This is a genomic window from Acinetobacter sp. YH16056_T, from assembly GCF_024605895.1.
GTDB classification, from domain to species: Bacteria; Pseudomonadota; Gammaproteobacteria; order Pseudomonadales; family Moraxellaceae; genus Acinetobacter; species Acinetobacter amyesii.
Genome location: NZ_CP094545.1, coordinates 378,072 through 397,478, shown reverse-complemented (window position 1 = coordinate 397,478; position 19,407 = coordinate 378,072). Strand labels below are relative to the sequence as shown.

Annotated in this window: 21 protein-coding genes; 9 read left to right on the top strand and 12 right to left on the bottom strand. The window is 42.1% G+C overall.

Annotated elements, in window-relative coordinates:
* Nucleotides 1-12 precede the first annotated feature (12 nt).
* Both MST17_RS01890 and MST17_RS01885 read left to right on the top strand, forming a co-directional pair.
* Entirely contained in the window at nt 13-582 is a 570-nt protein-coding gene (locus MST17_RS01890) for a hypothetical protein (RefSeq protein WP_180026078.1), read from the top strand.
* A gap of 142 nt (nt 583-724) precedes the next feature.
* Entirely contained in the window at nt 725-1,024 is a 300-nt protein-coding gene (locus tag MST17_RS01885) for a DUF3817 domain-containing protein (RefSeq protein WP_078189335.1), read from the top strand.
* 79 nt (nt 1,025-1,103) lie between these two features.
* Here MST17_RS01885 and MST17_RS01880 read toward each other — a convergent pair whose 3' ends face one another.
* From MST17_RS01880 to MST17_RS01865, 4 genes are all read right to left on the bottom strand, one after another.
* The gene (locus MST17_RS01880) at nt 1,104-2,333 is read right to left on the bottom strand and encodes an MFS transporter (protein WP_180026079.1); all 1,230 of its coding nucleotides are present in this window, start codon (nt 2,331-2,333) and stop codon (nt 1,104-1,106) included.
* Between the two features lie 250 nt (nt 2,334-2,583).
* Entirely contained in the window at nt 2,584-3,465 is an 882-nt protein-coding gene (locus MST17_RS01875; protein ID WP_180026125.1) for a pirin family protein, read from the bottom strand.
* Between the two features lie 344 nt (nt 3,466-3,809).
* Nucleotides 3,810-4,181, bottom strand: a complete 372-nt coding sequence (locus tag MST17_RS01870; RefSeq protein WP_078192499.1) for a hypothetical protein — start codon at nt 4,179-4,181, stop codon at nt 3,810-3,812.
* Between the two features lie 192 nt (nt 4,182-4,373).
* On the bottom strand, nt 4,374-5,783 hold the full coding sequence (locus tag MST17_RS01865; protein WP_180026080.1) for an FAD-binding oxidoreductase: 1,410 nt from the start codon (nt 5,781-5,783) through the stop codon (nt 4,374-4,376).
* 373 nt (nt 5,784-6,156) lie between these two features.
* Between MST17_RS01865 and serA the strand changes: the two genes are divergently transcribed.
* From serA to MST17_RS01850, 3 genes are all read left to right on the top strand, one after another.
* Nucleotides 6,157-7,389 (top strand): phosphoglycerate dehydrogenase, encoded by a 1,233-nt coding sequence (gene serA / locus MST17_RS01860; protein WP_078192852.1) that lies wholly within the window; start codon nt 6,157-6,159, stop codon nt 7,387-7,389.
* Nucleotides 7,390-7,506: 117 nt separating this feature from the next.
* Nucleotides 7,507-8,376: an EamA family transporter gene (locus MST17_RS01855; protein WP_180026081.1), complete on the top strand. Its 870-nt coding sequence runs from the start codon at nt 7,507-7,509 to the stop codon at nt 8,374-8,376.
* Between the two features lie 242 nt (nt 8,377-8,618).
* On the top strand, nt 8,619-9,488 hold the full coding sequence (locus MST17_RS01850; protein WP_180026082.1) for a DMT family transporter: 870 nt from the start codon (nt 8,619-8,621) through the stop codon (nt 9,486-9,488).
* A gap of 128 nt (nt 9,489-9,616) precedes the next feature.
* Here MST17_RS01850 and MST17_RS01845 read toward each other — a convergent pair whose 3' ends face one another.
* The 3 genes from MST17_RS01845 to truB all read right to left on the bottom strand — a co-directional run bounded on the left by MST17_RS01845 (nt 9,617) and on the right by truB (nt 11,920).
* Nucleotides 9,617-10,078, bottom strand: coding sequence for a hemerythrin domain-containing protein (locus MST17_RS01845; RefSeq protein WP_180026083.1), 462 nt, complete (start codon nt 10,076-10,078; stop codon nt 9,617-9,619).
* A 135-nt stretch (nt 10,079-10,213) separates the two neighbouring features.
* Nucleotides 10,214-10,987 carry a TSUP family transporter gene (locus tag MST17_RS01840; RefSeq protein WP_180026084.1) on the bottom strand — a complete coding sequence of 258 codons (774 nt, stop codon included), beginning with the start codon at nt 10,985-10,987 and terminating at the stop codon, nt 10,214-10,216.
* Between the two features lie 24 nt (nt 10,988-11,011).
* Nucleotides 11,012-11,920, bottom strand: a complete 909-nt coding sequence (gene truB / locus MST17_RS01835; RefSeq protein WP_180026126.1) for a tRNA pseudouridine(55) synthase TruB — start codon at nt 11,918-11,920, stop codon at nt 11,012-11,014.
* Between the two features lie 153 nt (nt 11,921-12,073).
* On the opposite strand from truB, the gene MST17_RS01830 reads away from it, so the two are divergent.
* The 4 genes from MST17_RS01830 to MST17_RS01815 all read left to right on the top strand — a co-directional run bounded on the left by MST17_RS01830 (nt 12,074) and on the right by MST17_RS01815 (nt 16,671).
* Entirely contained in the window at nt 12,074-13,102 is a 1,029-nt protein-coding gene (locus tag MST17_RS01830) for a lipase secretion chaperone (RefSeq protein ID WP_180026085.1), read from the top strand.
* A gap of 45 nt (nt 13,103-13,147) precedes the next feature.
* The gene (locus MST17_RS01825; protein WP_257223986.1) at nt 13,148-14,125 is read left to right on the top strand and encodes a triacylglycerol lipase; all 978 of its coding nucleotides are present in this window, start codon (nt 13,148-13,150) and stop codon (nt 14,123-14,125) included.
* Nucleotides 14,126-14,492: 367 nt separating this feature from the next.
* Entirely contained in the window at nt 14,493-15,503 is a 1,011-nt protein-coding gene (locus tag MST17_RS01820) for a triacylglycerol lipase (RefSeq protein ID WP_180026087.1), read from the top strand.
* A 202-nt stretch (nt 15,504-15,705) separates the two neighbouring features.
* Nucleotides 15,706-16,671 (top strand): triacylglycerol lipase, encoded by a 966-nt coding sequence (locus MST17_RS01815; RefSeq protein ID WP_180026088.1) that lies wholly within the window; start codon nt 15,706-15,708, stop codon nt 16,669-16,671.
* 61 nt (nt 16,672-16,732) lie between these two features.
* Here the strand turns inward: MST17_RS01815 and rplS are convergent, their stop codons facing one another.
* The 5 genes from rplS to MST17_RS01790 all read right to left on the bottom strand — a co-directional run bounded on the left by rplS (nt 16,733) and on the right by MST17_RS01790 (nt 19,404).
* Nucleotides 16,733-17,104, bottom strand: a complete 372-nt coding sequence (rplS, locus tag MST17_RS01810) for a 50S ribosomal protein L19 (RefSeq protein ID WP_078189351.1) — start codon at nt 17,102-17,104, stop codon at nt 16,733-16,735.
* A 138-nt stretch (nt 17,105-17,242) separates the two neighbouring features.
* Nucleotides 17,243-17,983 carry a tRNA (guanosine(37)-N1)-methyltransferase TrmD gene (gene trmD / locus MST17_RS01805; RefSeq protein ID WP_180026089.1) on the bottom strand — a complete coding sequence of 247 codons (741 nt, stop codon included), beginning with the start codon at nt 17,981-17,983 and terminating at the stop codon, nt 17,243-17,245.
* A gap of 42 nt (nt 17,984-18,025) precedes the next feature.
* Nucleotides 18,026-18,574, bottom strand: coding sequence for a ribosome maturation factor RimM (rimM, locus tag MST17_RS01800; RefSeq protein WP_180026090.1), 549 nt, complete (start codon nt 18,572-18,574; stop codon nt 18,026-18,028).
* Nucleotides 18,575-18,591: 17 nt separating this feature from the next.
* The gene (gene rpsP / locus MST17_RS01795) at nt 18,592-18,849 is read right to left on the bottom strand and encodes a 30S ribosomal protein S16 (RefSeq protein WP_078189354.1); all 258 of its coding nucleotides are present in this window, start codon (nt 18,847-18,849) and stop codon (nt 18,592-18,594) included.
* 144 nt (nt 18,850-18,993) lie between these two features.
* Nucleotides 18,994-19,404: a type IV pilin protein gene (locus tag MST17_RS01790; RefSeq protein WP_180026091.1), complete on the bottom strand. Its 411-nt coding sequence runs from the start codon at nt 19,402-19,404 to the stop codon at nt 18,994-18,996.
* Nucleotides 19,405-19,407 lie beyond the last annotated feature (3 nt).

Here is a 19,407-nt window from a genome sequence, read left to right as displayed (position 1 = left end):
CATTTGAGACTCATGATGAAAATGCTTAGTTTAGGTTTTAAACGCCTCATATTGCCTATGATTGTGGCGACCTCATGTTTAGCTGCGTCTTCTGTTTTTGCAGCACCGACAACACAAGATTTAAAACGTATTTTGGAATGTCAGGCCGATTACGACACCTACCATGACACTTTACTCGACTATGAAAAGGCTCTGGGCCAATTGGGTTGGAAACGCCATGATGACCCACATCAGCCGTTTATTTATATCTATAAAAATAAGCAGGCTGTAGAGTTTTTTGGCATGCCGACCCAAGAAATTGGCCTGTCTTCCAATGCAGTATTCGCAATCTATCGCCAAGCCGATGTGAAAAAACTTGCCCAAAAATATGGTATTGAGCAGCATCGGATGTTTGCCAATTTGCCGTTTTTCCGTGGTGAAAAAATCCTACGTACGGAAGCTGAAACGGATGATCTGCATGCAATCAATCAAAAACTAAGCCTGTCTGAAATGACCGGAAAAAGCCCAATGATTTTATTCGGCTGTAACTATGAATTTGATCAGGGTTCAATTGAAGATGCCTTAACGGATCTAGAAGATTAATCCGAGCAGATGACTCAGAATTAACTTTAAAAACAATTACTTAGACTCAATATACGGATCAATTATTTCAACAGGAACGCTTCGTTCCTGCTGTGCTTTCAGGTACACTCAAGACTGAAATCACTTTGAATTTAGACTTCGCATGAATATCAAGACCTTACGCTTTGTGGGCCTACTCGAAGGCATCTCCTTTTTATTATTATTGTTCATTGCTATGCCAATGAAGTACCTGATGGATAATCCAATATTGGTCAAATACGTCGGTATGGGACATGGCGTCTTGTTTATTGCCTTCTTGGTGGTGCTATTTGTGGTCTGTGAAAAGCAAAAATGGTCGCTTAGCGTATTTCTAATGGGCTTAATTGCATCAATTTTGCCTTTTGGCCCGTTTATTTTCGATCGTAAATTAAAAAATGCAGAACAACCTGCAACATCAAATTAAGACGGTATACAACAAATAAAAAAGCCCAATGTTGTTCTACACAGCATTGGGCTTTTTCTATAATGGCATGAACTCGAATTTAAAACTCACCCGTCAATTTACGTTGTCGCATAATATCTCGCACCACCAAGCGTGGTAGGCTGAACCACAAGATAATGAGGGTAAATCCTGCCAAACTATAGGCCCAAAGGCCAAAGTTTTCATACAGCACGCGCACGATTTCAATCACGGCAAAGAACGTCAGCATCATGATCACAGACACTGCCGCAGCCACAGTGCCCTTCGACATTTCAGACGACATTAAGGCAAATCGATAGAGCACAGAAAAGCTAATCCCTTCACCAAAACTGACTAAAGTCATACCAAGAATGAGCAATGTCAGAAAATAACTTTCAGTCATCGTCCCAATCACCACGAGGCTCGTTCCGAGTAACATCAAAGGTAGCCCGATCATCACAGACTGACCTAGAGGCAATTTGTCGATGATTTTAATCAGGACAATATTACCGAGGATCAGACCGCCCAAAACAGGAAACTGCGCCATGCCGTATTGCATGCTACTCAGCCCAAGCTGCTCCACCAATATGACCGGAGATAGCGCAATCCACAGCATCAGAGGCATTGCCACCATTGGTAGGCCCAGTGTCAGTGCCAAAAAGCGTTTGTTTTTTAACACCTGTTTAAAGTCATCGATAATATAACCCACCGGTTGCTTTGGGATGCTGATGTGCTGAGCCGGCATCTTGGCTTTTAAACCAAACCAACTCAGAAAAGATAGAAATGCGATTCCTATAAAACCCCAATGCCATGACACGTGATCAATCATAAAGGCACCGAGGACGGGTCCGATCAGTGGCGCCAGTAGTGAAATATTGGCCATGATCGCCATGACTTTGATGGCATCTCGCTCTTCAAAAGTTTCCTGAACAGCGGCATAGCCCACGGCTGAAATAACCGACAAGCCAAAACCTTGTAAAAAACGCAAAGTTAAAAAGCTTTCGATATTATGTGTGAGCAATATCGCTAAACAGCATAAGCTAAAGAACGCTACACCACCCAACAGGACTTTTTTACGGCCTAATCGGTCTGACAAGGGTCCTAATATCGCAGCGACACAGGCACCTCCCAATAAGTAAAATGACATCGACGAGGGTGCCCATGCACTACTCACGCCAAACTCTTGGGTAATCGCAAGCATGGCGGGTTGGACTAAGTCGTTGCCGATATAGACAGAAAATTCAAATAAAACCAGTGCCAAGGGAAACATTAAGGTGGCACGACTTAATTTTGTGGTTTGTACGTTTTGCATTGTTATCTACATATCAAATGTGTGCTGTCGAGCTTGAATTGACAAATAGGGAGAGACTCTTCAGCCCAATGACGAGCACTGTAATATTAATTTTAAAAATGAATTTGCGGCGTATCCGCCATATGTGCGTCGTATTCACAAGACGCTAGATAGAGATAAAATGAACTTCAACGAACCGATCTGTCGGTTTGAGTCCGACTATTTTAACAGTGTTTGCTGGCGTTGTATTGGTCTTTTTAAACTACCGCTTTTATGGTTTTTCATTGTCTGCTTTTTGGATAAAGCGACCTTGTTTTAGGTCCTCATAGGCTTGCATGACTTCTGCAAAATGATTCATCACAAAATAACCTCGCCCATAAATGGGCTCATTTAAAGGCTGCGCCGATAAATACAACATGTGGCTATCTTCGACTGCCGTCAATTCTACATTTTCACCTTGGCTCGACATAACTGCCATATGCTGTGCATTTAACGGTTCATCTGTTTCAGTAAATTTCAGCTTGCCCGAGCGTAAATATACCAGCGTGGTATCCCCTTCTTGTGCAGGCAGTGTGATGCTTTGATTTGCTCTGACAAAGACATCAAATACTTGCATAGGTGTATGTGTTTCTGCAGGGCCGTGGGCTGTTAAATATTGCCCGGCAATCACCCGTACATAACCTGCATTATCTGCTAAATCCACTACAGGAATACTGGCTTTGGCTAAGCTCTGATAGCGTGCAGGATTCATTTTATCTTTGGCAGGCAGATTGACCCAAAGTTGCAAGATTTCAAATGCTCCGCCCCGCTGTGCAAAGGCTTGGCTAAAAACTTCTTCGTGTTGTATTCCTGAAGCAGCAGTCATCCACTGCACATCGCCCTCACCAATGACGCCACCGCCGCCAGTCGTATCATGATGTTCAAGTTCACCTTTAAACACCAAGGTGACGGTTTCAAAGCCTCGATGTGGGTGTTCCAGCACACCTTTTTTCAGTTGGGTTGGTTTCAGCACCCCAGGCCCTAAATGGTCGAGTAATAAAAATGGCGAAACAGTATTGCCCAATTCATAATGGGAAAAAACTGAAGTCACTGGAGCAAAGTCACCGACAGGTGTGCCTGAATCATTGACGTGAATAAAAGCGAGGGTTTTCATCATACAATTGAAATCTGATCATGATTTGAATTCGGTTCAATATTATTAAAAACTATACGAACTCACGAGAAAATTTTTAGGATTGAATATTCTATGTTTAGGATGAAAATTAAGATACGCGGAAACTCATCCGCAACTGTCCGAGTCAGGACACATTCAATATGTAAAGTTTCTGCGACCTACACAATTGAAGATGGTATTTGACGAGTTTTGCGGATGAAAGATGGTTTTGCTACTTTTGCCGAAACAAAAGTAGATACGAGCTCCAATCATCGAATTTAAAATGAAAGGACCCCGTCATGCTGAATATTTAATAAGAAATTTAGACCTTAACTTTTTATAATTTAAGGACACTTCGCCGATTGGAAAGTCTTGGTATTTTTACCACGTTGGCACTGATATTCCTTTTGCGTATTTACACGCTGCCAGTCACCATCCACCAATCTAAAACTATAAATAGTACGAATTGATTTCACCGAATCATCCATTAAACCCGTTTCAGTCACTTTCACCTGCCCCGCATTTGGCGACTCAACACGGTTAAAGTACTGACGAATTTCCACAGTCGACAACTCTTTACGCAAATCAGGACGTTCTTTTAATACCTGATCGAGTGGTGTAGCAGAAGAACCGACTTTAGACACAATTTTCTGCGTTGTCGCACAACCCGCCAACATCCCCACACACAATGCAGACACAGCAATTAAACGATACATAGAAGCAACTCAAATTTATTATTCAGACCTATCATGCCGAACATTTGTCCAAAACACTATTTAAGCAATGTAAAAGAAGTAGTCCATTCCACAAAATCAATGTGCTGTTTCTCATCCATAGGCGGCTACAAAGTCGTGCTATAACCATAAAAAAACGCATCTGAAGATGCGTTCTAGTACGTCTTTAAAAAATTAAAGATCGAACAATTTACCTGGGTTCATAATCGCATTTGGATCGAATACTTTTTTCAATGCTTTCATATATTCGATTTCTTCTGCTGAACGTGTGTAATCGAGGTAAGGCTTTTTGGTCATACCCACGCCATGTTCTGCTGAAATTGAACCGTCATATTTTTTCACAGTTTCAAATACGTATTTATTTACCACTTGGCATTTTGCAAAGAATTCATCTTTACTTAAATCCGCAGGTTTCAAAATATTTAAGTGCAAGTTACCGTCACCAATATGACCGAACCAGCAAATTTCAAAGTCTGGGTAATTCGCTTCCACAATTGCATCAATTTCTTTAATAAATGCAGGCACATGTGTAATCAGAACTGAGATGTCATTTTTGTATGGTGTGAACGGTGCGATTGACTCTGAAATGTCTTCGCGTAAACGCCATAAGCTATGTACTTGGTCTAAGCTTTGGCTCATCACGCCATCCAGTACCCAACCTTGTTCCATGCAATGTTCAAAAATTTCCATTGCCGCATCCATGATCGGTTCAAATGGTGCTTCAAACTCAAGTAATACATAGAACGGACATGGTGTTTCAAACGGACGTTGCACATGACCATTGTCCAATACTTTTTGCATCGCAAGCTCACCAAAGAACTCAAATGCAGTCAGGTCGATTTTCTTTTGGAAGGCATGTAGAACAGGCATAATCGCATCAAAATCAGGCACACCGAGAACCAACACTTGTAAGTCATGGGGTTGACGTTCAAGTTTGATTTCAGCTTCAGTCACTAAACCTAGTGTACCTTCACCACCAATAAATAAGTGTTGAAGTGCATAACCAGTCGCGTTTTTGATCATGCCTTTGTTCAAGCGCAGGACGTCACCTTTACCTGTGACCACAGTCATGCCCAACACCCAGTTACGTGTCATACCGTATTTGATGACTTTAATACCACCGGCATTGGTACCAATGTTACCGCCAATTTGAGATGAACCTGAAGATGCAAAATCAACTGGGTAGTACATGCCTTGTTCTTCAGCATAGTTCTGAAGTTGTTCAGTCACTACACCTGCTTGTACGCGAACCATACGGTCAGCTGGGAAGAATTCCAAGATTTGGTTCATCTTGTCCATGCTTACCACGATTTCACCGTTGGCAGCCACAGCACCCGCAGATAAACCTGTACGACCGCCACTTGGTGTGATCGCTACATTAAATTGGTTGGCAAGTTTTACAATCTGTTGAACTTGTTCTGTGCTTGAAGGGAAAACGACGACCGACGGGTTTGGATCGAAGTGCTTAGTATGGTCACGACCCCAATTTTGGAGACTATCCGCATCGGTTTTAATTCGGCTTTCGCCAACAATAGCGGTCAATTGGGTCAATAACTCTGGGGTTAAAGCGACTGGAGCATTCATCGTTTTCAGACCTTGCAAGAAGTAAACAAGTTTTTTTAAAGGTCCAGACTTCATTCAGTCAAAACTGCGGTAACGCATATTTCAAGGGAAAAAGCCTGAAACAGAGCGCATCAAAATGTCAGGGAATTGGTCATGATGATTTTGAGCGGCTCCATTATAAGCTATAACTGGGCTTTTTTTGACAAAACCCAAAGAAAAACGTGATTTCAAAATGTCACGAGGAATATGGCCAAGTTAATTAGACCAAATCTAAAAAATATTGACTCATCATTCGCCAAAATAGCCATGACGTCGGTCATAAAGGAAATGTATATCAGGCGACTTCCTATGCTATTATATGCGCACTAAATTTGGCCTTTGTAGCGGAGCCGTAATGAGCCAACATCTTTCTTTACCTAAAGATAAAATTCGTTTCTTGTTGTTAGAAGGCGTTCACCAAAACGCAATCGACACTCTAAATGCTGCTGGATACACCAACATTGACTACCGTAAAACTGCGCTTGAGGGTGAAGCGTTGAAAGAAGCGGTTAAAGATGCTCACTTCATTGGTATTCGTTCACGTACTCAATTAACTGAAGAAGTTTTTGAAGCGGCGAACAAACTGATTGCTGTGGGTTGTTTCTGTATCGGTACAAACCAAGTGAACTTAAATGCTGCAATGATTCGCGGTATTCCAGTATTTAACGCACCATACTCAAATACGCGTTCAGTTGCTGAACTAGTACTTGCTGAAGCGATTCTATTACTTCGTGGTGTTCCTGCAAAATCTGCTTCAACTCACCGTGGTGGTTGGAACAAGTCTGCAGTTGGTTCATTTGAAACTCGTGGTAAAACTTTAGGTATTGTTGGTTACGGTTCGATTGGCTCGCAACTTTCTGTACTTGCTGAAAGTTTAGGTATGCACGTAATTTATTACGATGCCGTGACTAAGCTTCCAATGGGTAATGCACGTCAAGTCGGTTCTATGGGTGAACTTCTTGCCAATGCAGATGTCGTATCTCTACACGTTCCAGACGTTCCATCAACTCGCAACTTCTTCGGCAAAGACCAATTTGCTCAAATGAAAGAAGGCGCAATCTTCCTCAATGCTGCACGTGGTACATGTGTCATCATTGAAGATCTTGCTGATGCAATCAAATCTGGTCATATTGCTGGTGCGGCTGTAGACGTATTCCCTAAAGAACCTAAAGCAAACGGTGAAGAATTCGTTTCTCCACTTCGTGGCCTAGACAACGTGATTTTAACCCCTCACGTTGGTGGTTCTACGATGGAAGCGCAAGCGAACATCGGTCTTGAAGTTGCTGAAAAATTCGTTGCTTACTCTGATAAAGGTATGACTTTATCTGCAGTGAACTTCCCAGAAATCGCGTTACCGTTGACTGAAGGCAAACACCGTTTACTTCATATCCACAAAAACGTGCCAGGCGTTCTTTCAAAAATCAACAACTTGTTTGCTGAACACGGTATCAACATCTCTGGTCAGTCATTAATGACTAAAGGCGATGTGGGCTATCTTGTGATGGACGTTGATGCAACTGCATCTAAAGAAGCTTTGGATACTCTTCACGAAGTGGAAGGTACCATCCGCGTTCGCGTATTGTTCTAAATTAATTAGACACTGAAGCCACAGCCTTCGGGCTGTGGTTTTTTTATTGTAGTAGACTTTTAAAATCTGGCTTTTGCCAATCTCCCGCTATTCGAGTCATCGAAACAAATTTAGTCTATGCCAAATTTTAAAGTTGCACCGGCTGTCCAAGCACCGCTGATCTTGCTTATTGCCATGATCAGCATGCAAAGCAGCGGTTCCTTTGCCAAATATCTTTTCGGTCAATTTCCCATACTGACCGTTTCGGCCATGCGTTTAATGCTGGGCGCTTTGATCTTGGCGATTATTTTTAAAGTTTGGCAGATCAATTTTAAACAAGTGAAATGGTCGTCTATTCTGAGCTATGGCTGTGCCTTAGCAGGGATGAATGTATTATTTTACTTGTCGATTGATCGTCTCCCGCTCGGCATTGCCGTCTCTTTTGAATTTATGGGCCCGCTCAGTGTCGCACTATTTGCTGCACGCCGAAAATTTGACTTTATTTGGGTCGGACTGGCTATTTTAGGCCTTATCCTACTTTTTCCTTTTGACCAAGCTGCACAACGACTTGATCCTGTTGGCATTGCCCTCGCCCTTGGCGCAGGTGCCTGTTGGGCACTCTATATTGTGGCAGGTCAGAAACCCTCTGGCGTTTCAGGCAACCATACGGTTTGTTTAGGTATGTTTGTCGGCATGTGTATGCTCATGCCAATTGCATTATTTGTAGGGATTCCTGCACATGCCTTTGAACCGATGAGCCTCTTTTATTTTCTTGCTTTAGCCACCTTAGCCAGTGCCATCCCCTTTAGCTTAGAAATGATTGCGCTCCGCAATTTAACGGCACTCAGTTTCGGAACGCTTATGAGCCTAGAACCTGCAATTGCAGCACTCTCTGGTTTTGTTTTCTTAAATGAACAATTACTTTGGACCCAGTGGTTAGCCCTTGCTGTCATCATCTGTGCCTCGATTGGGTGTACCTATACCACGCAAAAAGCCAAAGTCATTTAAATTCAAAATATGTTCCCACTGACAATGGATGAACTGCATGAATCTCAGACTCAATTTTTTGAATTCAAATTGAATCATGATGTGCTCAGTCCTGCTCTTACATCCGCCGAACCTTAGAATATTAAATTTAGAACCCATCATGATTTGATCAAATGTTAAAATTCACTCAACTGTCAGCATTAACCGCTATACTGTACTGATTCAAAAATAGGGCTCAACGCCGCCCAACAACTGTGTGCCGCATGCCAAATTCACAACTTCTTGCTGTTGTTTTCATGGTGCTCTCCATGATCTCCTATCAGATCAGTGCTTCCTTTGCCAAACAACTGTTTTTGGTACTAGACCCACTGAGCGTGACCATTTTAAGGCTGTGTTTTGCCTCGATTATTATTTGTTTGATGTTCCGCTCTTGGCACATTTTAAAACGGCTGTCATTTTTAAAATGGCGTGATTTACTCTGCTATAGCGCAGCCCTGTGCCTCATGAATGTCTTGTTCTATATGTCACTGGGCAAACTCCCTCAAGGCATTGCTGTAGGACTGGAGTTTATTGGGCCTCTAGGTTTGGCATTGCTGTCGATTAAAAATCGTAGTGACTATATTTGGGTGTTTTTGGCGATCTTAGGGATTGCGTTGATGGTGCCTTGGGGACAAGCCCAGAGTGGTAATTTCTCACTGATTGGTGCGGCGTGTGCCTTGGCTGCCGGACTCTGTTGGGCCTTTTATATTTATTTCGGGCAAAAAGTGGTACACCAAAATATTGGCATGCATGCACTGACCATTGCCATTAGTTTATCGGCATTGACCTTATTACCCATCGGCCTCTATAACAACGCAGCAGCTTTATTGGATACACAATATTGGCCTAAAGCACTATTGATTGCCATTTTAGCCACAGCGATTCCCTATGCCCTAGACCTCAAAGCCTTGAAGATTCTAAGCAAGCTGAGTTATGGCACATTGTCGAGTATCTCACCTGCTCTGGCAGCTATTACGGGTATGGTTTTATTGGGAGAACGTATCGGCATGTGGCAATGGATCGCACTGGTGTGCATTATGCTCGCCTCAGTCGGGGTGACGATGCGTTCCTCTAAATCGGAAACAGCCAGCTAAATTTTTAAAGGCAAAATAGTTAAATAAAAATGGCGGGATTGCCGCCATTTTTCAACAAATTGTCTAAGCGCTCTTACATCTAAGCTTTTAAATACAAGGTTCGAAAAAGTCTAGATTCTATACAGGACTTAACCGGTCAGACTGTCTTTATCCGCTTTTTTATATTTTTTATACTCGGCTAAATATTGTTTGGCCAAGGCTTCTTTTTGCTTATCATCCAATATTTTACCGGCTTGTTGAAAGAAACCGTGTTCCTCTTCCTGTAAATGATGATGCACTGTTTCTGAAAGTTTTTTGGCAATGGCCAGCCAGCCCGGATTGCTAAATTCAGTCTCAGTCAACTGCTCTAAAAGTTCGTCCATTTCATGATGTTCAGCCAAGGCATGACGGGTAATATTTAGCCCCGAATCGGTCATCATTAAAGGAATATAAAAATATCGGTCTTCCCCGACAGCATGAGCAAATAACTCATTTTTGAGCAGCTCAAATAAATCTCGACGCTCAGGTGTATCCCCTGATGTTTGAATGAGTTTTTCAGCAAGTTCTCGTTGCTTTTCATGACTTTGGCGTAAAGCTTCAAATATATTCATTGTAGTGATGACCTCTGATGCTTAGCTAATTGTGTATTATGCAATTTAATTATTATCCACAACTCAAACGAGTCGCTTATTTTCATACTAATCATTTCAGCGACAGAATTCAGCAACGCTCTGTTAAGATTTGTTTTAAGCTTGTCCCGTAAAGGTTTGATAACCCAACCGTATAATCAAAATACTCACCAAAATCAAAAATAGAATTCGAATAAAACCACTGCCGTATTTAATCGCCGCACGTACACCAACGATCGAGCCTAAAATATTTGCTATAGCCATCATCAAGCCTATCGCAAATAACACATGGCCAGTGGGCGCAAAAAAACTCAGTGCTGCAAGGTTGGTGGTTAAGTTGGCGACTTTTGACAAAGCAGAGGCATGTAAAAAGTCTGCTTGTAGATAACGAATAAAAAAGAAAATAAAGAAACTGCCAGTGCCAGGTCCAAAGATGCCATCATAAAAGCCAATCACCAGACTACCAATAGCGGCAAAACCTAGGATTTTAGGAGTCAGTTCTTGGCGTACATGCACCTGACCAAATTGTTTTTTGGCAAAGGTATAGATCGCAATCACGATCAACATGACCAAAACGAAAGGACGTAAGACTTCTTTTGGAATCATTGATACACAGGCTGCTCCCACAAAGGAGGCAACAAATGCACAGCTTGCAATGACCGCAAGTAATTTCCAACGGAGTTTGACTTGGCGTAAAAAAGAATAGGAAGCTGACGCTGTACCAAAAATCGAAGACAACTTATTGGTGCCAAACACCGTCGCCGGAGATAAGTGCGGCATGGCATTCATAATGGCTGGAATTTGAATTAATCCTCCGCCCCCCACTGCTGCATCAATTGCACCGGCAAAAAATGCAAAAAATAAGAGGCTTAAAATAATTTCAAAGTCCATAAGAAGTCTTCAATGCTGTATCAGCTACTCTAGATTTAACACACGCTTAGGCACCAAACGTTTACGGTCTGTAATTTCAGCCAGCCCTAAACAACGCTCACCATCAAATACCAAAACCTGCGCTTCCGCAGCATGCTCAATATTACTTTCCATTCCACGACTAAAATATTCAGCTCGACCTTCCGGCGCTTGCACTTTGCAGAAATGATCGACAGGCGAATACACCGGCAGCAATAATGCTTCACGCTCAGCTTCGGTCAGACTCTCTAAATATTCAATGGTAAAGCTTGGGTTAAGATCAAAATGCCCTGTTTGCGTACGGTGTAGATAGGTCAAATGTCCAAAAGTACCCAATGCTTTGGCAATATCTTCGCCTAAAACACGAATATATGTGCCTTTGGAACAGGTGATGTCGAGTGTAATACTATTCTCACTAAATGATAATAACTCGATGGCATAAATCGAAATTGGACGTGCTTCACGCTCAATTTCTATGCCTTTACGCGCCAACTCGTACAGCGGGCGACCTTCTTTTTTCAGCGCAGAATACATCGGTGGAGTTTGTTGAATATCTCCCACGAACTGTGCCAACACCTGCTGAATCGTGGCTTCCGTCAAAACAGGTACGGCTTGTTCCATCAGTACCTCACCCTCCACATCACCCGTCGTGGTGCTGTGTCCTAAAAAGACCGTGGTTTGATAACGCTTGGTCGAGTCGAGCAAGAAATGTGAAAACTTAGTCGCTTCACCCAAACAAATCGGCAATAAACCTGAGGCTAATGGATCTAGCGCACCTGTATGTCCTGCTTTTTGTGCTCGATACAACCAACGCACTTTTTGTAATGCAGCATTCGAGCTAATGCCCAAAGGCTTATTTAATAAAAATACACCATGTACTGGACGACGCTGAATCTTAGGAGAAGCTTTTTTCATGACTAAAATAGGGCAAAAAGAGAACTGCGCCATGGTATCAATCCATGCTAAGCGTTTACAACTTTTCTATGTTTTTATCATTCTTTTATGTCATATTGAGTTCACATTTAGAACTCATAAAACAATTAAAACGGAATAAAGGTGCATTGGGATATGCAAAAAAATAAACTCTGGCTGATTTTAGCCATTGTGGTTATTGCGGCAGCCGCATTCATGTATTGGCTTGCACCAAAAACATCACAAAATGATCCTTCAGATCAATCGATTCAACAACAAAATACGCCTTTAGCTCAGGGCGAAAATGCTACAGCACAAGCCACAAGCGGTTCTTCACTGCTCAGTCCAAGTCAACAAGACACAGAAGTTAACTGTCAAATCAGTATGGATGGTTCAAACCGTCTGATCGTGAACGAACAAACACGGAATTGTTTTGAATATTTCATCACTCAATATGGTGAAAAGTCGATAGATCAAATCAAAAAGGATTTTAAAACCTACATTGCACAAGGTCATAAAGAACCGGCGCTGTCACAAATTTATGATTTGTGGGATCGCTATATGAAATATCGTGAACAATTAGGTAATTTACAGCCACCAAGTGACGACAAAGAATCACCACAATATTATCGCTCGATCTATAGCAGTACTCAGGATTTAAGAAAACAGTTCTTTTCTGATTATGAAATTGAAGGTTTATTTGGCAAGGAAAATACCTATCACGAATACACGCTGAAACGCATGGAAGTGGTGAATGACAAAAAACTGTCTGAGTCTGAAAAAGCAAAAAAACTAAAAGCCCTGTTTGATGAACTCCCAGAAGATTGGAAAGAAAATCTGGAACAAATCAATAAACTTGAAGATTTACGCAAACTCACAGCGGACATTAAAGCCCGTGGTGGATCAAGCGAAGAAATCCATCAAATGCGGTTAAATTTAGTTGGTCCAGAAGCCACTCAGCGCCTTGAAAATCTAGACAACCAGCGCAGCTCTTGGAAATCTAGCGTGAATCAATATCTCACAGAGCGTGACAGTATTGTGAAAAGCAATATGAGTGACAGTACTAAACAACAAGCAGTACAGCAGCTCCGTAATCAACATTTTAAATCCAAGGAAGATCAGCTCCGCGTTAATACCTTTGAATCTGTACATGATCAAGGTGGAAAATTACCTTTTGCAGAATAAGTACAAATAACAATTTAAAAATAACTTCAATTTCAGGATGAAATGATGAAAAAACCACAAGCTCTTTTATGCGCAATCATCGCTGCCTCAGCAGCTGCCGCAACCTCACAGTCCCAAGCTGCAGCTGGACTTCAACATGTCACCGCCAATAGCTCGGCAAGCTATGCTAAGACCAAATACCCGATTGTATTTACCCATGGCATGTTCGGGTTTACTCGCATTGGCTTTGACAGCTTTGGCATGGATTATTTTTATCAAATTTTGCCGGATTTAGCCCGCAACGGTGCCAATACCTTTGCTGCCCAAGTTTCTCCGCTAGAGTCGACAGAAGTTCGCGGTGAGCAATTGCTCTCTCAAGTCGAAGAAGTCCTTGCCCTGACCGGACAACCTAAAGTGAACCTCATTGGTCATTCACATGGTGGGCCAACCACACGTTATATTGCAGCGATCAAGCCTGAATATGTAGCTTCGGTAACTGGGGTTGCAGGCACTTATCGCGGCTCTCTAGTCGCAGATAAGATCCAAGCCAACAAAACCATTAATTCAGTCTTTGGTGTACTTGGCGATCAACTTTTAGCACCGATTATTACTTGGGCTGAAGGCAACTCGAGTCTCCCTAATAGTGTCGATGCATCACTCACCGCAATCAGTGAAAAAGGTTCTGCTGAATTTAATGCAAAATTTCCAACCGCAGCACTAGCGGCGAACTGCAATCAGTCGGGTGCCAAAGTCGACAATGGCGTGTATTACTACTCATGGACGGGTACAGCGCAAGCCACGAATGTATTAGATGTATTAGATACAGTGATTAGTCGGCTTGCCCCTTTGGCCTATGGAAATCGTGACAATGACGGTTTGGTTGGACGCTGTAGCACCCACATCGGACAAGTGATCCGTGACGACTACAATCACAACCACTTAGATGAAGTGAATATGGTCTTTGGCCTACGCAGCCTATTTTCACCTGACCCAGTTGCGCTCTACCGCCAACATGCCAATCGTTTAAAATTACAGGGACTGTAACCTCAAAAGTTGGTTCCCTTTAAGCACTGAACAGGACGTCTTTGGACGTCCTTTTTTGTTTACAATGTTTTTATTTGTAAGTATTAAACAAATTAATTCAATAAGTTATTCAATAATAACAACTAAAATAAACGATCAAAATAAAAGACAAATGTATATAAATATGCATGTCATCTGAATGCAGCCCATGTCCTAAAATGACATGGAATTTCAAACCGAGCATGAAAAAATGACAAGGCATCTTTGTCTATTCAAACTCTCTAAAATCAAAGATATGGCCTAGCCAATCACAAAGATGTTGCTTAAAAACAGAGAGTATTTTCATTATTAAAAAGTAATAAAAACAACATCAGATCAAGGAACATTTATGCGATCTTTAGTAAACACGGCCAAGATGGCCTCTGTAGCTGCAGTTGCAGGCTTAGCGATGAGTATATCGGCAAGCACTCAAGCTGCGCCTAGCGTCCTCCAGGTGAAGGAAACGGCAAAATCTGACTACGCAAAAACCAAATATCCAATTTTAATGGTGCATGGTTGGCTCGGTTGGTCACGTATCGGCACCAACACCATCGGACTAGATTATTGGTACCAAATCTTGCCAGATATGGCACGAAATGGCTCAACCGTATTCGCGGCGCAATTATCTCCTGCAAACACCACAGCACATCGTGGCGAGCAGTTAATTGCACAAGTTGAAGATGTTTTGGCTATTACAGGGAAGCCAAAACTTAACTTAATCGGTCACTCTCATGGCGGCCCAACTGTATTGTATGTTGCTCAAACAAAACCACAGTACATTGCGTCTATTACAGGTGTTGCAGGAACCTATCACGGCTCTAAAGTAGCGGATGATATTCAAGGCAACTCACTTTCTCGCACTGCCTTCAATATTTTAGGTGACTATATTGTCGGCCCACTGATTGCTTTAGGTCAGGCAAAACCTGAGCTTGAAATTGATTTCGATGCTTCTATGAAATCATTATCACAAACAGGTTCTGCTGCATTTAACAGTACGGTTGCAAAATCTGCTGTAGCTGACGGTGTTTTGGCATCTTCAGAAAATTGCAGCAAAAACTTAAAGCAAGTCGACAGCAAAGGCATTCAGTACTATTCATGGACCGGTGTTGCACAAACCACAAATCTACTTGATATCGATACGATCCTGATGCAACTCGGACCATTGTCTTACGGCAATAAAGACAATGACGGTATGGTTGCACGTTGTAGTGCTTATATCGGTAAAGTCATTAATGACAGTTACAAACTTAACCATACCGATTTAGCCAATATGATGTTCGGCTTAACAGGCCTATTTGCACAAGATCCTGTGGCGCTGTACCGTCAACATGCCAACCGTTTAAAACTGCAAGGACTTTAATTCTTATCGTTGAAATTTAAATGCAATAAGGGGGCTTCGGCCCTCTTATTTGCTTTTATCAATCTGAAAATTCGTGATCTTTTATTTTGTTACATTTAGCGTCACAGTTAATCTTTTTCAATTTGCAACAGGTGATCTTTATTGCTTTATTAGAAGTGACAATAAGTATTGTCATAAAACAATAATACATTGAGGATCGCTCATGAAATACGGACCATTTTTAGCAGGTTTAATTGCAGCTACGTTCATCGGTAATGTATCTGCCTCGCAAGCAACCCAAGTCACCGCCAAAGCTAGTTCTAGCTATGCAAAGACCAAATATCCAATCGTATTTAACCATGGTATGGGTGGTTTTATTACCGTTGGTACGGACTCATTTGGACTCGACTATTGGTATCAAATCCTTCCTGATCTTGCCCGAAATGGTGCAAATGTTTGGGCAACTCGCGTATCGCCTTTTAACTCTACCGAAGTGCGTGGCGAACAGCTTCTACAACAAGTCCTTGAAATCCGAGCACTCACTGGTGCAGATAAAGTGAATTTAATTGGACATAGCCATGGTGGACCAACGATTCGTTATGTTGCCGGTGTTCGCCCAGATGTCGTGGCTTCATTAACCAGTGTTGCAGGACCTCATCAAGGCTCCCCTGTTGCAGACTTAATTTTAAAAGCTGAAGGCACCGCTGTGGAAGCACCCTTGGTTGGAGCTGTGAATTTTGTCTCTAAAGCCATCGTTTGGGCGCAAGGTCTAGATCCAAAGACTTACCCTCATGACGCATTGGCAGGTGGTTCAAGTTTAACGCTAGCGGGTTCTGCAAAGTACAATGCCGCATTCCCTCTGGGCTTGCCTAAATCCAATTGTGCTGATGGCAATAGCGTGGAAAAAGGCATTTATAACTATTCATTTACAGGTGTGGGCCAAATCACCAATATTTTAGATTTAGACTCAGCCCTAAAAGTGACCGCATTACTGATCGATGACGGAAAAGACAATGATGGCCTCGTATCACGCTGTAGTGCCAAATTTGGTAAAACCATTCGTGACAACTACAACTGGAACCATTTAGATGAAGTCAACCAAGTGCTTGGTCTCAAAGCGCTATTTGCACCAGATCCTGTCGATGTCTATCGTCAACATGCAAACCGCCTAAAATCTCAAGGTTTATAATTTTCTTTCTCGCATAAAAAATGCGCCAAAAGGCGCATTTTTTACAGCGTTGTAAAACAAATTATTTTGCTTTACGAGCTGGTAATTTTTCACGAATACGTGCAGCTTTACCAGACAATTCACGTAGGTAGTAAAGTTTAGCACGACGAACGTCACCTCGACGTTTCACTTCGATACCAGCAACGATTGGTGAGTGAGTTTGGAATACACGCTCAACACCGAAACCGCTAGAAATTTTACGTACTGTGAACGCAGAGTTCAAACCACGATTTTTCTTAGCAATTACAACACCTTCAAATGCCTGAAGACGTTCACGCTCACCTTCTTTTACTTTAACTTGAACAACTACTGTGTCACCAGGAGCAAAAGCAGGGATGTCTTGTTTCAACTGTGCATTTTCAACAGCTTGTACTAAAGGATGTTTACCGCTCATGGGGTATCTCCGATTATGCGAGTTAGAAGAGGTCTAATCATCGCTGGGGCTAGAGGCTAAAGCGCATAGACCCGATTGACTTTCCCTTTATGCTTGACCGCTTCAATGCATAAAGAGCCTAATATAAGATTTAAAAAATTAAACCTTGGAATCTTTTAGCCATTTCTTTTGCTGCTTGGTCAATTCAACTTTTTCAACCAACTCAGGTCGGCGTTCTAAAGTGCGTTGATATCGCTGCAAAAACCGCCATTTCTCAATATTGGCATGATGTCCTGATTTTAATACTTCAGGAACATCTAAACCTTCAAAATGGTCTGGCTTGGTATATTGTGGGCAATCTAAAAGACCATCCACAAATGAGTCTTGCACATGTGATTGTTCATCAGACATTGCACCCGGAAGTCTCCGAATCACACTATCCAATAAAACCATCGCAGGGAGTTCACCACCAGATAAAACGTAATCGCCTATTGACCATTCCTGATCAACATATTGTTGGATCAAACGCTCATCCACACCTTCATAACGACCACACAATACAATCAATCCATCATATTTGACGAAATCTTGTACCGCATGTTCATTTAAGGTCTTTCCTTGCGGCGACATATACACCACAGGGACATGAACAGCACCCGCTTGCTGGGCAAGCTCTTTGGCACGATGAATTGCTTTCGCTAATGGCTCAGCCATCATCACCATACCTGGACCACCACCAAATGGACGTTCATCCACTCTTTTGTAGTTGCCCTCAGCAAATTCGCGTGGATTGATACAATGAACTTGCACAATCTCACGTTTTGCTGCGCGCCCGCTAATACCGTAGGCTGTAATCGCTTCAAACATTTCAGGAAAAAGCGTAATGACTGCAAAAAACATCGCAGACTCCTCTATTTTCCTGCTGCGTCAATCCTTAAAGGATTAATAATCTACGCCCCAATTTACGTAGATACGACCAGCTTCGAGATCAACACGCTGTACCACATCTTTATGCCATGGAATCATTCGCTCTTCGCTATCGACGCTGTCAGCAGTAGCGCGAACTACCATCACGTCGTTAGCACCTGTTTCAAACAATTCGTGGATTTGACCGAGGTTGACTTCTTGCTCATCTTCTCCAAGACCTAACACTGTTAAGCCCTTCAAATCTGACCAGTAGTACTCATCCACGCCTGCTTGAGGCAGTTGCGATTTAGAAATCCAGATATTTGCGCCAACCAACTTATCTGCCGCGGTACGATCACTCACACCTTTTAGCGAAACAACCAAGCCTTTGCCATGTGGTTTCCAACGTTTTACATCTACTGTTTGCCAACCTGCTTTGGTCTCAATGTACCAAGGGAGGTAGTCAAAAATATTGCTCATAGGTTCTGTATTGGAATAGACCCAGAGCCACCCATTTAATCCATATGCTGAACGTAGCTGTCCAATCTGAATACGATCTTCGGGAACATTCTGTGTTGGTGTCATGGGTAACCTACTACTAATTAAGCAGTAGCTGCAGCTTTCTTAGCTTCAGCAGCTAAAGAAGCAACACGTTCTGAAGGTTGAGCACCTTGTGAAACCCAGTGAGCAAAACGGTCAGCATCTAAACGAAGTTTTTCTGCTTTACCTTGAGCTGTAGGGTTGAAGAAACCGATACGTTCGATGAAACGACCGTCACGTGCATTACGGCTATCAGTCACAATGATTTGATAGAACGGACGTTTTTTAGCACCACCGCGTGCAAGACGAATAACAACCATGATAGAACCTTATAGTTTTTACGGATTATCCCTGTACCGACCATCGATACATTTCAAACCCCTTTCATAGAGGGCAATATTTTACGTGAAATTTGCCCTGAATGAAAGATCAAAAAGTGTTTATCCACAATTTTGAATTTGAGGTTATTTGCCGTCCCATGGTTCACAAGCGCCAGAAGTTTTTTCCCAACATTGTTTGCCGGTACTATCTAACGTTAAATTGCCTGTATTCAACATCTGCCCCTGTGGAGTTGCAGTCAATTTCCAAGACATATTATCAGCCGCTACAGACAATTCAATTTCATAAAAAACTTTCCCTGTAAGTGGATAGCTTTCTTTTAAAGTATTGTTACTTAAGGCCACGCCTTTATAAGTATATTTTACCAATTTATAATTTGATAAATTCCTTGCAATTTTGAGTAATTCACTTTGTGCGCCTACTCGGTTCGCCTTTATTACGTAGCCTGTATACAATGGAAAAGCTATAGCTACCAAAATACCTAAAATAGCAATAACAATTAATATTTCAATTAACGTAAATCCAGTTTTCTTCATATT

What these genes read in the sequence shown, in the direction of transcription:
- MST17_RS01890 (WP_180026078.1), top strand. Translation starts at nt 13, where the DNA reads ATGATGAAAATGCTTAGTTTAGGTTTTAAACGCCTCATATTGCCTATG.
- MST17_RS01885 (WP_078189335.1), top strand. Translation starts at nt 725, where the DNA reads ATGAATATCAAGACCTTACGCTTTGTGGGCCTACTCGAAGGCATCTCC.
- MST17_RS01880 (WP_180026079.1), bottom strand. Translation starts at nt 2,333, where the DNA reads ATGCAAAACGTACAAACCACAAAATTAAGTCGTGCCACCTTAATGTTT.
- MST17_RS01875 (WP_180026125.1), bottom strand. Translation starts at nt 3,465, where the DNA reads ATGAAAACCCTCGCTTTTATTCACGTCAATGATTCAGGCACACCTGTC.
- MST17_RS01870 (WP_078192499.1), bottom strand. Translation starts at nt 4,181, where the DNA reads ATGTATCGTTTAATTGCTGTGTCTGCATTGTGTGTGGGGATGTTGGCG.
- MST17_RS01865 (WP_180026080.1), bottom strand. Translation starts at nt 5,783, where the DNA reads ATGAATGCTCCAGTCGCTTTAACCCCAGAGTTATTGACCCAATTGACC.
- serA (WP_078192852.1), top strand. Translation starts at nt 6,157, where the DNA reads ATGAGCCAACATCTTTCTTTACCTAAAGATAAAATTCGTTTCTTGTTG.
- MST17_RS01855 (WP_180026081.1), top strand. Translation starts at nt 7,507, where the DNA reads ATGCCAAATTTTAAAGTTGCACCGGCTGTCCAAGCACCGCTGATCTTG.
- MST17_RS01850 (WP_180026082.1), top strand. Translation starts at nt 8,619, where the DNA reads ATGCCAAATTCACAACTTCTTGCTGTTGTTTTCATGGTGCTCTCCATG.
- MST17_RS01845 (WP_180026083.1), bottom strand. Translation starts at nt 10,078, where the DNA reads ATGAATATATTTGAAGCTTTACGCCAAAGTCATGAAAAGCAACGAGAA.
- MST17_RS01840 (WP_180026084.1), bottom strand. Translation starts at nt 10,987, where the DNA reads ATGGACTTTGAAATTATTTTAAGCCTCTTATTTTTTGCATTTTTTGCC.
- truB (WP_180026126.1), bottom strand. Translation starts at nt 11,920, where the DNA reads ATGAAAAAAGCTTCTCCTAAGATTCAGCGTCGTCCAGTACATGGTGTA.
- MST17_RS01830 (WP_180026085.1), top strand. Translation starts at nt 12,074, where the DNA reads ATGCAAAAAAATAAACTCTGGCTGATTTTAGCCATTGTGGTTATTGCG.
- MST17_RS01825 (WP_257223986.1), top strand. Translation starts at nt 13,148, where the DNA reads ATGAAAAAACCACAAGCTCTTTTATGCGCAATCATCGCTGCCTCAGCA.
- MST17_RS01820 (WP_180026087.1), top strand. Translation starts at nt 14,493, where the DNA reads ATGCGATCTTTAGTAAACACGGCCAAGATGGCCTCTGTAGCTGCAGTT.
- MST17_RS01815 (WP_180026088.1), top strand. Translation starts at nt 15,706, where the DNA reads ATGAAATACGGACCATTTTTAGCAGGTTTAATTGCAGCTACGTTCATC.
- rplS (WP_078189351.1), bottom strand. Translation starts at nt 17,104, where the DNA reads ATGAGCGGTAAACATCCTTTAGTACAAGCTGTTGAAAATGCACAGTTG.
- trmD (WP_180026089.1), bottom strand. Translation starts at nt 17,983, where the DNA reads ATGTTTTTTGCAGTCATTACGCTTTTTCCTGAAATGTTTGAAGCGATT.
- rimM (WP_180026090.1), bottom strand. Translation starts at nt 18,574, where the DNA reads ATGACACCAACACAGAATGTTCCCGAAGATCGTATTCAGATTGGACAG.
- rpsP (WP_078189354.1), bottom strand. Translation starts at nt 18,849, where the DNA reads ATGGTTGTTATTCGTCTTGCACGCGGTGGTGCTAAAAAACGTCCGTTC.
- MST17_RS01790 (WP_180026091.1), bottom strand. Translation starts at nt 19,404, where the DNA reads ATGAAGAAAACTGGATTTACGTTAATTGAAATATTAATTGTTATTGCT.